The sequence below is a fragment of the Pseudomonas sp. GW821-FHT02C04 genome (assembly GCF_059421845.1).
On sequence record NZ_JBWKVT010000003.1, the window covers coordinates 415,635 to 431,077 of the forward strand.

General features: G+C 61.3%; 15 protein-coding genes. 2 read left to right on the forward strand and 13 right to left on the reverse strand.

The window, feature by feature from the left end:
• Positions 1 to 17: 17 nt before the first annotated feature.
• The 4 genes from AC07VV_RS13920 to AC07VV_RS13935 form a co-directional block, all read right to left on the reverse strand.
• On the reverse strand, positions 18 to 1,967 hold the full coding sequence (locus AC07VV_RS13920; protein ID WP_495036533.1) for a multinuclear nonheme iron-dependent oxidase: 1,950 nt from the start codon (positions 1,965 to 1,967) through the stop codon (positions 18 to 20).
• Between the two features lie 15 nt (positions 1,968 to 1,982).
• Positions 1,983 to 3,143, reverse strand: a complete 1,161-nt coding sequence (locus tag AC07VV_RS13925) for an aKG-HExxH-type peptide beta-hydroxylase (RefSeq protein ID WP_495036534.1) — start codon at positions 3,141 to 3,143, stop codon at positions 1,983 to 1,985.
• Positions 3,144 to 3,158: 15 nt separating this feature from the next.
• Complete coding sequence (locus AC07VV_RS13930) at positions 3,159 to 3,635, reverse strand: GNAT family N-acetyltransferase (protein WP_495036535.1); 477 nt, start codon at positions 3,633 to 3,635, stop codon at positions 3,159 to 3,161.
• 99 nt (positions 3,636 to 3,734) lie between these two features.
• Positions 3,735 to 3,995, reverse strand: coding sequence for an Os1348 family RiPP precursor (locus tag AC07VV_RS13935; RefSeq protein WP_096819482.1), 261 nt, complete (start codon positions 3,993 to 3,995; stop codon positions 3,735 to 3,737).
• A 586-nt stretch (positions 3,996 to 4,581) separates the two neighbouring features.
• On the opposite strand from AC07VV_RS13935, the gene AC07VV_RS13940 reads away from it, so the two are divergent.
• A complete protein-coding gene (locus AC07VV_RS13940) occupies positions 4,582 to 5,838 on the forward strand; it encodes an OprD family porin (protein WP_495036536.1) in 1,257 nt (418 codons plus the stop codon).
• A 176-nt stretch (positions 5,839 to 6,014) separates the two neighbouring features.
• Entirely contained in the window at positions 6,015 to 6,815 is an 801-nt protein-coding gene (locus AC07VV_RS13945; RefSeq protein WP_495036537.1) for a methyltransferase domain-containing protein, read from the forward strand.
• 51 nt (positions 6,816 to 6,866) lie between these two features.
• On the opposite strand, the gene pcaC is transcribed toward AC07VV_RS13945, so the two are convergent.
• From pcaC to AC07VV_RS13990, 9 genes are all read right to left on the reverse strand, one after another.
• On the reverse strand, positions 6,867 to 7,259 hold the full coding sequence (gene pcaC / locus AC07VV_RS13950) for a 4-carboxymuconolactone decarboxylase (RefSeq protein ID WP_011332825.1): 393 nt from the start codon (positions 7,257 to 7,259) through the stop codon (positions 6,867 to 6,869).
• 10 nt (positions 7,260 to 7,269) lie between these two features.
• The gene (gene pcaD, locus AC07VV_RS13955) at positions 7,270 to 8,061 is read right to left on the reverse strand and encodes a 3-oxoadipate enol-lactonase (protein ID WP_495036538.1); all 792 of its coding nucleotides are present in this window, start codon (positions 8,059 to 8,061) and stop codon (positions 7,270 to 7,272) included.
• A 12-nt stretch (positions 8,062 to 8,073) separates the two neighbouring features.
• The gene (locus AC07VV_RS13960; RefSeq protein ID WP_495036539.1) at positions 8,074 to 9,438 is read right to left on the reverse strand and encodes a 3-carboxy-cis,cis-muconate cycloisomerase; all 1,365 of its coding nucleotides are present in this window, start codon (positions 9,436 to 9,438) and stop codon (positions 8,074 to 8,076) included.
• 46 nt (positions 9,439 to 9,484) lie between these two features.
• Positions 9,485 to 10,780, reverse strand: coding sequence for an MFS family transporter (locus AC07VV_RS13965; protein ID WP_096819486.1), 1,296 nt, complete (start codon positions 10,778 to 10,780; stop codon positions 9,485 to 9,487).
• Positions 10,781 to 11,024: 244 nt separating this feature from the next.
• Positions 11,025 to 11,591, reverse strand: a complete 567-nt coding sequence (gene pcaG / locus AC07VV_RS13970; RefSeq protein WP_064593979.1) for a protocatechuate 3,4-dioxygenase subunit alpha — start codon at positions 11,589 to 11,591, stop codon at positions 11,025 to 11,027.
• Between the two features lies 1 nt (position 11,592).
• Positions 11,593 to 12,297 (reverse strand): protocatechuate 3,4-dioxygenase subunit beta, encoded by a 705-nt coding sequence (gene pcaH, locus AC07VV_RS13975; protein ID WP_495036540.1) that lies wholly within the window; start codon positions 12,295 to 12,297, stop codon positions 11,593 to 11,595.
• A gap of 36 nt (positions 12,298 to 12,333) precedes the next feature.
• On the reverse strand, positions 12,334 to 13,539 hold the full coding sequence (gene pcaF, locus AC07VV_RS13980; protein WP_495036541.1) for a 3-oxoadipyl-CoA thiolase: 1,206 nt from the start codon (positions 13,537 to 13,539) through the stop codon (positions 12,334 to 12,336).
• Positions 13,536 to 14,315 carry a CoA-transferase subunit beta gene (locus tag AC07VV_RS13985; RefSeq protein WP_096819489.1) on the reverse strand — a complete coding sequence of 260 codons (780 nt, stop codon included), beginning with the start codon at positions 14,313 to 14,315 and terminating at the stop codon, positions 13,536 to 13,538. The genes pcaF and AC07VV_RS13985 overlap by 4 nt, the downstream gene beginning before the upstream one ends.
• Positions 14,315 to 15,172 (reverse strand): CoA transferase subunit A, encoded by an 858-nt coding sequence (locus AC07VV_RS13990; protein WP_003222404.1) that lies wholly within the window; start codon positions 15,170 to 15,172, stop codon positions 14,315 to 14,317. Before AC07VV_RS13990 ends, AC07VV_RS13985 begins: the two co-directional genes overlap by 1 nt.
• Positions 15,173 to 15,443 lie beyond the last annotated feature (271 nt).

A 15,443-nucleotide genomic window follows, 5' to 3' on the forward strand; every position in this document is an offset into this window, starting at 1 on the left:
TTGTCTGCGCAACGCCTTCAGCCGCCGACACCGTTGAGCAGAAACACCGGTTCTTCCAGATAATCGAGCCCCAGGCGGTTTTCGAACATTTCATCGCGCAGCGCCGCCGTGGTGAAACACCCGAGGTTCAGCGCGGTGGCCACCAGTGAAAACGTCTGGCTCAGGTGTCCGGCATCCATCAGCGCCACCCGCAGCGCCCGGCTGAACTCGTACTTCCAGGACAACCGCTCGACCCGCGCGGTGGACACGAACACCGCGGCCGCGTCCTTCACCCAGGGTTGCCCGCCACTGGCCTCGCTGATCCAGGCCCGAGGATCCTCCCGCGACAGCAACTCCAATCCGTGACGACGTACGGAGTAGTGATAAAGCCCCCGTTCGAAACCCTGCACATTCATCAGCACCGCATACACCTCGGTGGCTTGCAGCGAGCCGCCGGAGGGCGAGGTTTTCTTCAGAAAATAATCGCCCATGCCGTTCGGCTCCATCGCCGTCACGCCCCAGGTGTAATAGAGCAGCAAGGACAATTGCGTCGAGGTCAACGGCTTGCCACTGAACGCCCGAGACGTACGCCGGGCGCACAGCGAATCGAGCAGCGTCGTTTCGGCGAGAGTCTCGCCGGGCACCAGCAGCGGGTTTTCCAGCGCAATGAAGGGATGAGAGTGATAGTCCTTGAAAGATGACGGCTGACGTTGCTGCGAGGCCTTCTGTTCAAGCTCGGCCTCAAGCTCGACGACGCTGACATAGGGCGTCTGCAAACCGGTGCGGGTGCTCAGGTAAAACTCCAGCGCCGCCTCCCAGCGCGACCAGAGCTTGAGCGGTTGCCTGTGCACCCTGTCCCGCGGACCTGCGACAGATTGCACAATCCCGTGACTCACCAGCGCCTGCAAAAAAGCCAGATGACTGCCCTGCTCCGGGCTATTCAAAACGCCCGGCAGCATCAGCGCACTCTCCAGCGTGTGCGGAGTCATGAAGTGGTTCAACAACGGCAGCAACGTCAGGCAGAAATCCAGACTCAGGCCCGACTGCCGATCTCGCAGCACAAAGGATGAAGACCCGACACTGAACCACACGCTTTCCCTGAGTTTGAGCAACGAGCCGGGCTCGAGGGCCGGAGTGTCCGGCGCTGGCGGCGGCTCGCGGCCCTGCCAGAACATATCCCTGGGCTTGAGACGCTTGATGTCGCGAATCAGGACCTCCAGTTGCGCATCGTCGGTTCTGTCGGCGATGTCCCATTCCAGCGTCACCGCCCTGACCGGGGACACCGCAAACAGCTGCGCCAACAGGTCCCAGTCCCGACGCGGATGCCCGGTGTGGATTTCAATCAGCCGATCCAGCGGCAACGAACGCAGATAATCCTTGAAGTCGTAACCCAGCGCTTTGGCGGTGGTGATGGCGCTGTCCAGATCCAGCAGAAACCCCGCACCGCTGCGCTGCACCACGCTTGAAATGAATTCGCCTTCCGACTGCTCGGGGGCGTCGGCCAATGAAAACAGACGTGGCGCGTTTTCCAGCACCAGCGGTGTCGCGGTCAGCGCTTGCAGCTCAAGGGCGTTGGCAACCACCGTGTCGGCCACTTCCGCTGCCAGAGTCGGCAAGATGAAGTGCTGGGTGTCGCCGCCGTGAAACCGCGACCAGGAAATGTGTTCGGCCAGCCAGGGTGATCGGGTTCTGTCGCACAGCCGTCGGGTCATCTGCAGAAACTCGCGATCCATCGCGATCCCTACACTGCCGAGAGACAGGCTGGAGGAATGCAGCAGACTGGGCGTCTGCTCCCCGACTTCCAGCAGGCGTGGTTCGAGGATGCTGTGGGTCGGTTGAAACTCCAGGTAATCGAAATACGGCAGGCCTTCGGCGAGGATCCGTTCGAGGGCCGGATCGACTGCATGATCCGCAACCCGGTGCCGGGGCAAGTGATACTCCAGCCCTACCCCGGCCTCGGGAAACCGCGAAGCATCGAACATCGTCATGATTGCCTCCCGGGCTCAGGCCGTTGCACCCAATACCGGTGGCGTCGTGGTCAATGGCGCCGCAGCGGCCAGCCGTCCGGCGTATTTGCTCTCCATGGCCCGCACCTCGGCGGCAAGGTTTTCCAGCAACTGGCGCCCGTGGGGCGTGAAATCCTCACTGCCTTGAAGGTCCGGCAAGGCCCGGATCAGCCCCCGCAGAATGAACAGCAGACGGTTCTGCGCCCGATGCAATTCCTCGTCGGAACGCGACCGCACCCGTTCCATGTACTTGACCAGCGCGATGTACACGTAGAACGCATGAAAGTAGCCATACAGGTCACGTTTCTGACCCGACCACGGCAAGCTGAATGACGCCTCCTGCGAGGCATCGGGGTCGACGACCGCCGACACCTCGACGACGTGATAAAGCAACTGATGTGTCGCCTCATGCACCAGGGATTCCTCAAGATCGAGGATCGAGTCATCCCGGCTCGCCAGAAGGATGACGCCGGTGTAGCGCGAAGCCGAACAACTGCGAAAGGTACCGTCCGGCAGGTAACAAATGGATTTGATCAGAGACTTCATCTGTTCACGGCAGGCCGGCCAGGTGTGTTCGATGCGCAACAGGGCAATCTTCACCACGTCAGCGAAGAACCGGCTGGAAACACCGCCGCGCTCCAGACGTTTGCGGGTAGCTTCGTCTTCCGGGAATTCATAACTGGGCGGCGTGGCCTGCATGATCAGCGGATCGGCGTCGAACCGGTAGACCGGTGGATCGTTCTGAACCACGACCGACTGGTTCCGGGCCTTGACCCTGTCGAGCATCTCGGGAAACTCGAATAATGTCTTTTCCAGTTCGGCAGTATTCTCTGACTTTCCGACCAGAAAGTGATTGGTTAAACGAAACGCCTGCCCGGTCCATATCTGAAAAACCGGGTCATTGATAATCGAAGCCTGCTCACGGGGTGGCAGCAATACAAGTTCCACCGCCTGATCGAAAAATACCGAGAACCGCGAATCCCCGGAAAACAACTTGAATAATTCGGCATATAAAACCATGAAGATGGTGAAACGATTGCGACTGACATGTTCAAGTAATATTTCAAACCTTGAATATCTGGCATCGGCAAGAAATGTGTTCCCTTTAAACAAGTCATCAACCGTCGAATCAAATTCGCCGTGGTTTCCAATATCCATTTTTCAACCATCCTTTCAGGCAGGCGGCAATGGTTTCGCCATGGTCAGACTGGCGATGTCATAGCCCAATTGTTCATAAAGACCACGCGCCGGCAGGTTGCGGCCAAACACATGCAGACGCATTTCCTCGCAGCCGTTCTGACGCGCCCAGGTTTCGGCGGCCAGCATCGATTGTCGGGCATGCCCCTGACGGCGCTCGCCAGGCTCGATGTAGATATCCAGGATGAAGGCAATCGGCTTCGTGCCGACATGTCGGCGGGCAATCCACAACTCGCCGATGCGTCGCAGGCTGTCCCGGATCACCCAGAGCTGATGGTTTTCGGTCAGCCGTCCCTTGTCCAGCAACTGCGCGAAAGCCGTGGCGGATCGGTGTGAGGCCTCTGCCTGGCTCCATTCTCCCGAGGCGACCATGCCCTGGGCGTACTCATCGACCGCCCTTTCGGTGAACGTCACAAAATCTGCGTCGTCCATGGGAATCAAGGTGACTGACATACGTCGCTCACTCCCTGTGCAAGCGAGTTGCAATCGGGCCATTTGGCGCGCACAGAACCGGATCGCCGCTCCACGACACGCCAAACAGCCCCCCGGGCATTAATCCATCCGTGCCTGAATCTGTTGTTGCTGGTCAAAGATCGCAGCCGTTCCCAGTTTGTCGCGAATACCCGCCCCCGCGGTGCCCAGTTTTGCCACATCAATATTCTTGACGGCGCTCAGTTCGGTTGCGCTCAAGTGCACACCAATGCCCTTGGCCGCGCCTTCAGCATCCTTGTGCAACTGTTCCGCAAAGTCCTTATCAATAAGGGCACGACCAACCACCGTCGCGAGACGTTCCTGATTCACTTTTGCAGGCATGTTATCTCTCCTTGTTATCAATAATTAATTCTCTCGAGAGCGACAACAAACCTCCCTGCCCCTTTCGAGAATTTTGAATATAGCAATGCCTGTTTCCTTTGCCAGTTACAACGCAGCTTCCCGTTAAACCTTTTCACGATAAGCGATAACGCCAATTATTAAGTTGAACCCGCGATGATTGAGAGAGCCTTTATTGCAACAATTACTGTAAGTAATTTCCTACAACCAAAGAAATAAGCACATCCACAATCGCCATTAATAGGACGCCGCCGGAACAACTCGTTAATACGAAACATAAACACGGGATTTCATTAAGAATGCGCTGAGAACGGAAAATAAAACCCTCGCCGATTAGCGTTCGATAATCGCACAAAACCCTGTTTACCCCGATTGAATCCCCGTGCCGATCCCCCTCACCATTGCCCACACCAACAAAACCAATAAAAACAGGTTCACCCCCATGACCACGCGTCCTCCCCGCTCGGGCTGATCCCGCCCTTCGTTTCATCGAGTCCGTTTCTTGTCTGCAACCTCCGGTTGCGGCTGCGAACTGCTTCATCCCAAACAATTAGAGAGACCCGAGCCCATGACACGTTCCACAACACCTTACGCACTCAGCCTGATCGCCCTGGCACTGACCGGCATCGTTTTGCCTGCGGCGGCCGAAGAAGCCGGTTTCGTCGAAGGGGCCAAGGCCGACCTGAACCTGCGCAACTTCTACATCAATCGCAATTTCACCAACCCGACCAAGGCTCAGGGCAAGGCCGAAGAGTGGACGCAAAGCTTTATCCTCGACGCCAAGTCCGGTTTCACCCAGGGCACCGTCGGTTTCGGCATGGACGTGCTGGGGCTGTACTCGGTGAAGCTCGATGGCGGCAAAGGCACCGGCGGCACACAACTGTTGCCGCTGGACCATGACGGTCGCCCGGCGGACAACTTTGGTCGCACCAACGTGGCGTTCAAGGCCAAGCTGTCGCAGACCGAAATCAAGGTCGGCGAATGGATGCCGGTGCTGCCGATCCTGCGTTCGGACGATGGCCGCTCGCTGCCGCAGACCTTTCGCGGCGGGCAGATCACCTCGAAGGAAATCGCCGGCCTGACCCTGTACGGCGGCCAGTTCCGCGCCAACAGCCCCCGTGACGACAGCAGCATGAGCGACATGTCGATGTTCGGCAAAGCGGCGTTCACCTCCGATCGCTTCAACTTTCAGGGCGGCGAATACGCGTTCAATGACAAGCGCACCCAGATCGGCCTGTGGAACGCCGAACTCAAGGACATCTACAGCCAGCAGTACGTCAATCTGATCCACAGCCAGCCACTGGGCGACTGGACCCTGGGCGCCAACCTCGGTTTCTTCTACGGCAAGGACGACGGCAGCGCCCGGGCCGGCGAGCTCGACAACAAGACCTGGTCGGGGATGTTCTCCGCGCGGTACGGCGGCAACACCTTCTACGTCGGCCTGCAAAAACTCACCGGCGACAGCGCCTGGATGCGAGTCAACGGCACCAGCGGCGGCACCCTCGCCAACGACAGCTACAACTCAAGCTACGACAACGCCCGGGAACGTTCCTGGCAACTGCGCCACGACTACAACTTCGCCGCCCTCGGCGTTCCCGGCCTGACCCTGATGAACCGCTACATCAGCGGCGACAACGTGCACACCGGCACCATCACCGATGGCAAGGAATGGGGCCGCGAATCGGAACTGGGCTACACCGTGCAGAGCGGCACGCTGAAAAATCTGAACGTCAGGTGGCGCAACTCGACCATGCGCCGCGACTTCAGCAACAACGAGTTCGACGAGAACCGGTTGATCATCAGTTACCCGATCAGCCTGCTCTAGGTCGCTGTGCCATCCGTCAGGATTAATGGCACGCCGCCAGCCGCCGAGTAGAGTGGGAGCACCTGAAGGACTCAGGTGACCCACCCTCTTCGCTTCCGTTATCTGTTGATGTTGGTCCCCAAGACTCGAGCCAGGCTGTCATCGGAAGACACTGCTGATCACTGGAGGACGACCTCATGATCACCCGACCCAAATCGGCTCCCGACTGGGATGCCAAGGCCTACCAGCAGTTTTCCCGTCTCAGGCAACGCCCGGTCCATGAATTGCTCGACCGCGTCGATCTGCGCAACCCCCAGCGTATTTATGACCTCGGCTGCGGCACCGGCATCGCCACGCGACTGTTGGCCGAACGCTGGCCCCGTGCGCAGCTCGCGGGTATCGACAGCTCAGAGAAAATGCTCGATGAAGCCCGCAGTCTGCCAATCAAGGCGTCGTGGCAACAATGCGATCTGCTCGACTGGCAGCCGGAGCAACCGGCAGACCTGCTGCTGGCCGCCGCCGTGCTGCATTTCATCGACGGTCACGCGCAATGGCTGCCGCACCTGCTTGACCAGCTCAACCCCGGCGGATGCCTGGCCGCGCACATGCCGGACTGGCGTGATGCGCTGTGGTACCGCTTGATGCTCGAGACCCTCGACGATGCCGGAGGCAAACCCTTGGGCAGCACTCAACTGCGCCAGCGCATGGCGGCGCGACCGTTGTTGTCGCTGGAAGATTACTACCGCTTGCTGGCACCGCTGACCACTTCGCTGGATATCTGGGAGACCGAGCAATTGCAGGTGGTCGACGGCAAGTCGCCGATTTATGACTGGGTGAAGGTGTCGGCACTGCGGCCGGTGATGCAGGGGCTGACGCCGGAGGAGCAGGCGCGCTTCATTTATCACTACCTGATGCGGGTGCAGGCGCATTATCCGCAGGAGGATGACGGGCATACGCTGTTTGCGTTCAAGCGGATTTTCATTGTGGCGAAGGTGTGAAGTTCAAAGGATCGCAGCCCTCAACAGGCTGCGATCCTTCGAACTCGATAATTACTCGCGTGACTCGGTACCCAACTCATCCCAGACCGACTCGGCCAGATGAAACGTCGCATTCGCCGCCGGAATCCCGCAGTAGATCGCGCTCTGCATGATCACTTCCTTGATCTCGCCACGGCTCACGCCATTGTTGGCCGCCGCCCGCAGGTGCAACTTGAGTTCGCCCTCACGGTTCATGCCGATCAACATGGCGATGGTGATCAGGCTGCGAGTGTGGCGTGGCAGGCCCGGACGGGTCCAGATGTCGCCCCAGGCGTGACGGGTGATCATCTCCTGGAATTCCGAGTTGAACTCGGTCAGCGTGGTCAGGCTGCGATCGACGTGAGCGTCGCCGAGGACCGCACGGCGTACTTGCATGCCGTCGTCATAACGTTGTTTCTCGTCCACGGAAATCCCCTCAAGCGGCCAGCAGAAATGTCAGCACGCGGTCGCTGAACGCGTCACCGGCCTGAACGTTGGAAAGGTGTGCGGCATAAAACTCGGCGTACTCGGCGCCGCGCACATGCTCCTGAATGAAATGCCCGCCCGACGGCGGTGTCACCGCGTCTTCAGTACCGGCGATCACCAGTAGCGGCGCCTTGATCGACGATAACTGTTCACGGAAATCCGCATCGCGCACCGCCGCACAGTTGGCGGCGTAACCTTCAGGACTGGTCGCGGCCAGCATGTCGGTGATCTGCTTGGCCGCTGCCGGATGGGCGGCGGAAAAGTCCGGGGTAAACCAACGGGCAATCGACGCATCACGCAACGCGACCATCGCCGCCGGGCCGTCGCGCAGCACGGTTTCGATGCGCGGGTTCCACACCGACGGATCGCCGATTTTCGCCGCCGTGTTGCAGACGATCAGTTTGTTCAGACGCTGGCCGGCGTTGATCCCCAGCCACTGGCCGATCAAGCCACCCATCGACAGACCGCAGTAATGCGCACGTTCGATGTGCAGCGCATCCAGCAGCGCCAGCACGTCGCGGCCCAGTTGCTCGATGCTGTACGGGCCCGGCGTTACCAGCGACTGGCCGTGACCGCGAGTATCAAAACGCAGCACGCGAAAGTGCTCGGTGAACGCCGGCATCTGGGCGTCCCACATGTGCAGATCGGTGCCCAGCGAGTTGGACAGCACCAGCACCGGCGCATCGACCGGGCCTTCCAATGAGTAATGCAGTTCGCCATCGGCGAGTTGAACGAAAGCCACAGCCCTCTCCTTTCAGTCAGACAATGCGTTGTGTTCGGCCACCGCACGCTCGACCCAGACCTGCGCCTGACCGAGGTAACGGGCGGGATCGAGCAGATGATCCAGTTCGGTTGCGCTGAGTTCGGCGGTCACTTGCGGCTCGTCGCCGAGCACCGCACGCAGATGGCGTTGTTCGGCCACCGCCCGTTTGCAGCATTGTTCGAGCAGATGATGCGCGGTGTCGCGGCCGACCCGTTGCGCGAGCACGATGCTGACCGCTTCGGCCAGCACCAGGCCTTGAGTCAATTCCAGGTTGCGGGCCATGCGCGCAGCATCGACCTCCAGACCGTCAGCCAGCAACCGCGCCTGATGCAACGCGCCCGACACCAGGCAGCAGATGTCCGGCAGGGTTTCCCATTCGGCGTGCCACAAGCCGAGGCTGCGCTCGTGTTCCTGGGGCATGGCGCTGAACAGCGTCGAGACCAGCCCCGGCACGCGGGTCGCCGCACCGATCAACACCGCCGCGCCCACCGGGTTGCGCTTGTGCGGCATGGTCGAGGAACCACCCTTGCCCGGCGCCGACGGCTCGAACACTTCCGCCGCTTCGGTCTGCATCAACAGGCTGATGTCGCGGCCGAACTTGCCGAGGCTGCCGGCGATCAGACCGAGCACCGCACCGAACTCGACGATGCGATCACGCTGGGTGTGCCACGGTTGTTCCGGCAGAGTCAGTTGCAGTTCCTCAGCCAGTGCACGAGCAATCGGCATCGCTTGTTCGCCAAGCGCCGCAAGGGTGCCGGACGCGCCGCCGAATTGCAGCACCAGCAGGCGCGGCTTGAGTTCGCGCAGACGCTGGCGGCTGCGAGTGATTGCACCGAGCCAACCGGCGATCTTCATGCCGAGAGTGACCGGCGTTGCATGTTGCAGCCAGGTGCGCCCGGCCAGTGGCGTCGCCGCGTGGCGCTGCGCCTGGGTGGCGAGGGATTCGGCCAGTTGCACCAACTCCCCTTCGATCAGTTCCAGCGCCTGACGCAATTGCAGCACCAGCCCGGAATCCATCACGTCCTGGCTGGTGGCGCCCAGATGCACATAGCGCTCGGCCTCGACATCGGTTGCGGCAATCCGTTTGCCCAACGCCTTGACCAGCGGAATCGCCGAATTACCGGCCGTGGCGATGGCTTCGCCCAATGCTGCGAAATCGAACAGCTCCGCACGGCAGGCGTTTTCGATGGCTGCGACAGCACTCGCCGGAATCACCCCGACCCGCGCTTCGGCCCGGGCCAGCGCGGCTTCGAAGTCGAGCATCGCCTGCACCCGGCCCTGATCGCAGAACACGTCGCGCATTTCGCGGGCAGTGAAATAGGCATCGAACAATTGATTGCCCGGTCGCTGAGTCATAAACAGTCCTTGCAGGCGCGGGCCGTCGTGGCCCGCGCACTTCGGTTTAGAGATCGTGGTGCAAGTAGGCGGCCTGCTTCGGCAGACGCAGGCTGAACAGGAACGCCACCGCCATCATTACCGTGACGTACCAGTAGAAGGCGTTTTCCATGCCCCCGGCTTTCAGGCTCAGGGCCACGTATTCGGCCGACCCGCCGAAGATCGCGTTAGCCACCGCGTAGGCCAGGCCGACGCCGAGGGCGCGGACTTCCGGCGGGAACATTTCGGCTTTCACCAGGCCGCTGATCGAGGTGTAGAAACTGACGATCGCCAGCGCCACGGTGATCAGCACGAAGGCCAGGAACGGGCTGCTGACGCTTTTCAGGCTCAACAGGATCGGCACGGTGAACAGCGTGCCGAGGGCGCCGAACCAGAGCATCGAGTTACGCCGGCCGATCTTGTCGGCGAGCATGCCGAACAGCGGCTGCATGCACATATATAAGAAGAGCGCGCCGGTCATGATGAAGCTCGCGGTCTTGGCGTGCATGCCGGCGGTGTTCACCAGGTACTTCTGCATGTACGTGGTGAAGGTGTAGAAAATCAGCGAGCCACCGGCGGTATAGCCGAGGACGGTGATGAACGCAGCCTTGTGATCGCGGAACAGCGCACGGATGCTACCGGCGTCTTTGTGTTCGCGTATTTCCTTGTTGGTGGTTTCTTTCAGGGCGCGACGCAGGAACAACGAAATCAGCGCTGCCACCGCGCCGACCACGAACGGAATCCGCCAGCCGTAGGCCCGCAGTTCATCTTCAGAGAGGAATTGCTGCAGGATCACCACCACCAGCACTGCCAGCAATTGCCCGCCGATCAGGGTCACGTACTGGAACGAGGCGAAGAAACCGCGCTGGCCCTTGAGCGCCACTTCGCTCATGTAGGTCGCGGTGGTGCCATACTCGCCGCCCACCGACAAGCCCTGCAACAGGCGCGCGAACAGCAACAGCACCGGCGCCCAGACCCCGATGCTGTTATAGGTCGGCAGACAGGCGATCAGCAACGAGCCGAAGCACATCATCAGAATCGAGATCAGCATCGAATTCTTGCGCCCGTGCTTGTCCGCCACCCGGCCGAAGATCCAGCCGCCGATCGGTCGCATCAGGAACCCGGCGGCGAACACGCCTGCCGTGTTTACCAGTTGCACCGTGGGATTGTCGGAGGGGAAGAACGCCGGGGCGAAATAGATCGCGCAGAAGGCGTAGACATAGAAGTCGAACCATTCGACGAGGTTGCCGGACGAGGCGCCGACAATGGCGAAGATGCGCTTGCTGCGCTCCTCGCCGGTGTAATGAGCTGTGGTGGTTGTCATTGTTTTTCACTCGATAGGGACAGTGAGAGTCTAGACACACTTCGCAACAATCCCGTTCCACATCCTGTATTGATCGTTCCCACGCAAACGCATTCGGCGCCTCGACGTTGATCGTTCCCACGCTCTGCGTGGGAATGCCGCCATGGACGCTCTGCGTCCACTGTGACGCGGAGAGTCACGGTATGCATTCCCACGCGGAGCGTGGGAACGATCAGTACTCTGCGCGGGAAGGTGCAGTGTTCTTTCAATAATCGAAGAACACGGTTTCCGCGTCAGTGCCCTGCAGGATCACATTCCACTGATAAACACCCGCCGCATCCGGCTTCGCCAGCAACGTGGTGCGGCGCTCGGCCGGTACGCATTCGAGCAACGGATCATTGACGTTCGCCGGATCACCCTCGAAATAAATCCGCGTCAGCAAGTGCTTCACCAGACCGCGCGCGAACACCAGCACCACCAGGTGCGGGGCCTGGGTCGAGCCTTTCAGGCCTTCGACCGTGCCCGGTTTGATCGTGGTGAAACGGAAGCGCCCTTCGGCATCCACCGGCACCCGGCCGAAACCTTCGAAATTCGGATCCAGCGGTTTGGCCTGCTCGTCTTCCGGGTGATCGTATTTGCCGGCAGCGTTGGCCTGCCAGACTTCGAGCATGGCGTCGTTGACGACATCGCCGTTGCCGTCCACCACTTGCCCGGTGATCGCCACGCGCTGGCCGAGGGTCAGTTCATTGGCGAGGTTTTCGCGGTTCAGCCAGGTCAGGCCGATGTGGTAATACGGCCCGACGGTGTGGGACGTGGTCGCAGTCAGGGTCATCTCATTTCTCCATCGGCGTGGCTTCGCGGCCGCGCAGCACGATGTCCCAGCGATAAGCGAGGGCGTAGGACGGAATGGTTTTTTCCAGATCGAAAGCGGCGATCAGGCGTTCCTTGGCCGAGGTGTCCGGCACGCAGTTGTAGATCGGGTCATACGGCAGCAGCGGATCGCCGGGGAAATACATCTGCGTGACCAGACGCGTCAGGATGCTCGGCCCGAACAGCGAGAAATGCACGTGCGCCGGGCGCCAGGCGTTGTGGTGGTTACCCCACGGATAGGCGCCGGGCTTGATGGTCTGGAACTGATACCAGCCGTCGGCGTCGGTCACGGTGCGGCCGGTGCCGGTGAAATTCGGGTCCAGCGGTGCGTCATGCAGATCGCGAGCGTGGTTGTAGCGACCGGCGGCGTTGGCCTGCCAGATCTCCACCAGAATCCCCGGCACCGGCAGACCGTCTTCATCGAGCACACGGCCGTGAATGATGATCCGCTCACCAAGGGGCTCGCCCTGATGCTGGGCGGTCAGATCGTTATCGGTGTCGGCCACACGCTCGGCGCCGATGGTCGGGCCGGTGATTTCCGACAGCGAATGCGGCAGGAGCACCAACGGCTTGGACGGCGAGCGCAGATTGGTGGATTGATAATTCGGGTGCAGGTACGGCGGCTGGGTGCCTTCCTGCGGACGGCGGTAACCAGGCTTGTCAGTCATTTCGCTTTCCTCTGTTCTTGTTCGTCACGGCTTGCGTCAGACGCGTTCGATGGCCAGGGCCAGACCCTGGCCGACACCGACGCACATGGTCGCCAGACCTTTCTTGCCACCGGTCTTTTCCAGCTGATGCAGGGCGGTCAGCACCAGGCGCGCGCCGCTCATGCCCAACGGATGGCCGAGGGCAATCGCGCCGCCGTTCGGGTTGACCTGGGCCGCGTCGTCCGCCAGTCCCAGCTCACGCAATACCGCCAGACCCTGGCTGGCAAACGCTTCGTTGAGTTCGATCACATCGAAATCGCTGACAGCCACGCCGAGGCGTTCGGTGAGTTTGCGCACCGCTGGCACCGGGCCAATGCCCATCACCCGTGGCGCAACCCCGGCGCTGGCCATCCCGAGCACTTTGGCGCGGGCGGTCAAACCGTGTTTTTTCACCGCTTCCGCCGAGGCCAGAATCAGCGCGGCGGCCCCGTCATTCACGCCCGAAGCGTTGCCGGCGGTGACGGTCTTGTCCGGACCGTTGACCGGTTTCAACTTGGTCAGGGCTTCAATAGTGGTGTCGGCGCGGGGATGTTCGTCCTGGCTGACCACGGTTTCACCCTTCTTGTGGGCGATCCGCACTTCGACAATTTCCTCGGCGAAGTAGCCGGCAGCCTGAGCAACGGCAGTACGTTGCTGACTGCGCAGGGCGAAAGCGTCCTGATCCTCGCGGGAAATTTCGTAATCGTCAGCGACGTTGTCAGCGGTCTGCGGCATCGCGTCGACGCCGTACTGCGCCTTCATCAACGGGTTGATGAAACGCCAGCCGATGGTGGTGTCTTCCAGCTTCATGTTGCGCGAAAACGCCGCGTCAGCCTTGCCCATCACGAACGGCGCGCGGGACATTGACTCGACGCCGCCGGCAATCGCCAGCTCCATTTCGCCACTGGCGATGGCGCGGAACGCCGTGCCGATGGCGTCCATGCCCGACGCGCAGAGACGATTGAGGGTGACACCCGGAACGCTGTCCGGCAGACCGGCCAGCAACAGCGCCATGCGCGCGACGTTGCGGTTGTCTTCGCCGGCCTGGTTGGCGCAGCCGAGGAATACTTCGTCGATGGCCGTCCAGTCCACCGACGGATTGCGTTCCATCAGGGCCTTGATCGGCACGGCGGCCAGGTCGTCAGCGCGAACAGCCGCCAGACCGCCACCGAAACGACCGATGGGGGTACGAATCGCATCGCAGATATAAACGTCGCGCATCATGCTTCTCCCGGTGCCTGGCCGTGGGCCGCGGCGGTACGCGCTTCGAGATCACGCAGGGCGGTCAGCTCGACCTCGGTGGGTTCGGCGCTGGTGGCAACGCTGTCGGCAAAACGGATCGCCCAACCGGTGGCGGCGACCACTTGCTCGCGGGTCACACCCGGGTGCAGTGCGGTAACCACGAATTCATGGGTACCCTCCTCCGGCTCCATGATGCACAGGTCGGTGATGATCCCGACCGGCCCGGCGCCCGGCAGGCCCAGACGTTTGCGCGAATCGCCGCCCTCGCCATGGCCGACCGAGGTAATGAAATCGAGCTTGTCGACAAACGAACGCGCCGACTGTTTAAGGATGATCAGCACGCTTTTCGCGGAGCCGGCGATCTCCGGCGCGCCACCGGCACCCGGCAAGCGCACTTTCGGCTGGTGATAGTCGCCGACCACGGTGGTGTTGATGTTGCCGAAACGGTCGACTTGCGCTGCGCCGAGGAAACCGACGTCGATGCGCCCGCCCTGCAGCCAGTAGCGAAAAATCTCACCGGTCGGGACGACGGTGTCGGCGGTTTCCGCCAGTTCGCCGTCACCGATCGACAGCGGCAATACGCTGGGTTTGGCGCCGATCGGGCCCGACTCGTAGATCAGCACCACGTCCGGCGACGAAGTCAGGCGCGCCAGGTTGGCGGCTTTCGACGGCAGGCCGATGCCGACGAAGCACACCGAGCCGTTCTTCAGGCGGCGGGCCGCGGCGACGGTCATCATTTCATTGGTGGTGTAAGTCATTACTTGGCCTCCGAAGCAGCGGCCAACTTGGCCTGGAACTCGCTGAAGTCAGCGCAGCCATGGATGTATTCGTTGATCCACGCGGTAAACGTCTCACGGTCGCGTGCGATCGGGTCCCACGCCTGATAGAAGCGGTTGTCACGCTCGGTGTAACCGTGGGCGTAGGACGGATGCGCGCCACCGGGCACATGGCAGACCGCGCTCAAGGCCCAGGTCGGCAGCACACAGGCGTTCATCGGGGCGTTGAGGTTGTCGACGATTTCTTCGACAGTGACGATGCAACGCTTGGCGGCCAGCGCGGCTTCTTTCTGCACGCCGAGGATGCCCCACAACAGCACGTTGCCCTGACGGTCGGCTTTCTGGGCGTGGATCACGGTCACGTCCGGGCGCACCGACGGCACCGCTGCCAGCACTTCACCGGTGAACGGGCACGTCACGGACTTGATCAGCGGGTTGACCTTCGGCAGGTCGGAACCGGCGTAGGCCCGCAGTACCGCGAACGGTAGGCCGGAGGCGCCGGCGACGTAGGCGTTGGCCAGGTCGGCGTGGCTGTGTTCTTCGATTTCCAGCGCGTGCGGCCATTGCTTCTCGACCGCGTCGCGCAGACGGTGCAGCGAACCCACGCCAGGGTTGCCACCCCAGGAGAAGATCAGCTTGCGTGCACAGCCGGCGCCGATCAGTTGGTCGTAGATCAGGTCAGGCGTCATCCGCACCAGGGTCAGATCTTTCTTGCCCTGACGAATGATTTCATGACCTGCCGCCGTAGGGATCAGGTGAGTGAAGCCTTCGAGCGCGACGGTGTCGCCGTCGTTGACGAATTGCTTCACCGCGTCGTGCAGCGAAAGGATCTCAGCCATGGAGCGGGCTCCCGTTTTTGTAGTGGATCGCCAGTGATAAAAAGGCGCGAGGTTGTGCGCCGGAGTCACTGAAGATTAAGCCGCTGATTTTCGCCAAACAATCCGATAATCGACTGAGTGTTCGTTTATCGAACAGATTGTTATCAACCTAATGATCACTCCCGCACCCGGCCACTGATCGTTCCCACGCTCTGCGTGGGAATGCAGCCCGGGACGCTCCGCGTCCCTTCCGGAGCCGAACGCGGAGCATCCTCTGAGGCCGGTTCGACGT

What these genes read in the sequence shown, in the direction of transcription:
- AC07VV_RS13920 (WP_495036533.1), bottom strand. Translation starts at nt 1,967, where the DNA reads ATGACGATGTTCGATGCTTCGCGGTTTCCCGAGGCCGGGGTAGGGCTG.
- AC07VV_RS13925 (WP_495036534.1), bottom strand. Translation starts at nt 3,143, where the DNA reads ATGGATATTGGAAACCACGGCGAATTTGATTCGACGGTTGATGACTTG.
- AC07VV_RS13930 (WP_495036535.1), bottom strand. Translation starts at nt 3,635, where the DNA reads ATGTCAGTCACCTTGATTCCCATGGACGACGCAGATTTTGTGACGTTC.
- AC07VV_RS13935 (WP_096819482.1), bottom strand. Translation starts at nt 3,995, where the DNA reads ATGCCTGCAAAAGTGAATCAGGAACGTCTCGCGACGGTGGTTGGTCGT.
- AC07VV_RS13940 (WP_495036536.1), top strand. Translation starts at nt 4,582, where the DNA reads ATGACACGTTCCACAACACCTTACGCACTCAGCCTGATCGCCCTGGCA.
- AC07VV_RS13945 (WP_495036537.1), top strand. Translation starts at nt 6,015, where the DNA reads ATGATCACCCGACCCAAATCGGCTCCCGACTGGGATGCCAAGGCCTAC.
- AC07VV_RS13960 (WP_495036539.1), bottom strand. Translation starts at nt 9,438, where the DNA reads ATGACTCAGCGACCGGGCAATCAATTGTTCGATGCCTATTTCACTGCC.
- AC07VV_RS13965 (WP_096819486.1), bottom strand. Translation starts at nt 10,780, where the DNA reads ATGACAACCACCACAGCTCATTACACCGGCGAGGAGCGCAGCAAGCGC.
- pcaG (WP_064593979.1), bottom strand. Translation starts at nt 11,591, where the DNA reads ATGACCCTGACTGCGACCACGTCCCACACCGTCGGGCCGTATTACCAC.
- pcaH (WP_495036540.1), bottom strand. Translation starts at nt 12,297, where the DNA reads ATGACTGACAAGCCTGGTTACCGCCGTCCGCAGGAAGGCACCCAGCCG.
- pcaF (WP_495036541.1), bottom strand. Translation starts at nt 13,539, where the DNA reads ATGATGCGCGACGTTTATATCTGCGATGCGATTCGTACCCCCATCGGT.
- AC07VV_RS13985 (WP_096819489.1), bottom strand. Translation starts at nt 14,315, where the DNA reads ATGACTTACACCACCAATGAAATGATGACCGTCGCCGCGGCCCGCCGC.
- AC07VV_RS13990 (WP_003222404.1), bottom strand. Translation starts at nt 15,172, where the DNA reads ATGGCTGAGATCCTTTCGCTGCACGACGCGGTGAAGCAATTCGTCAAC.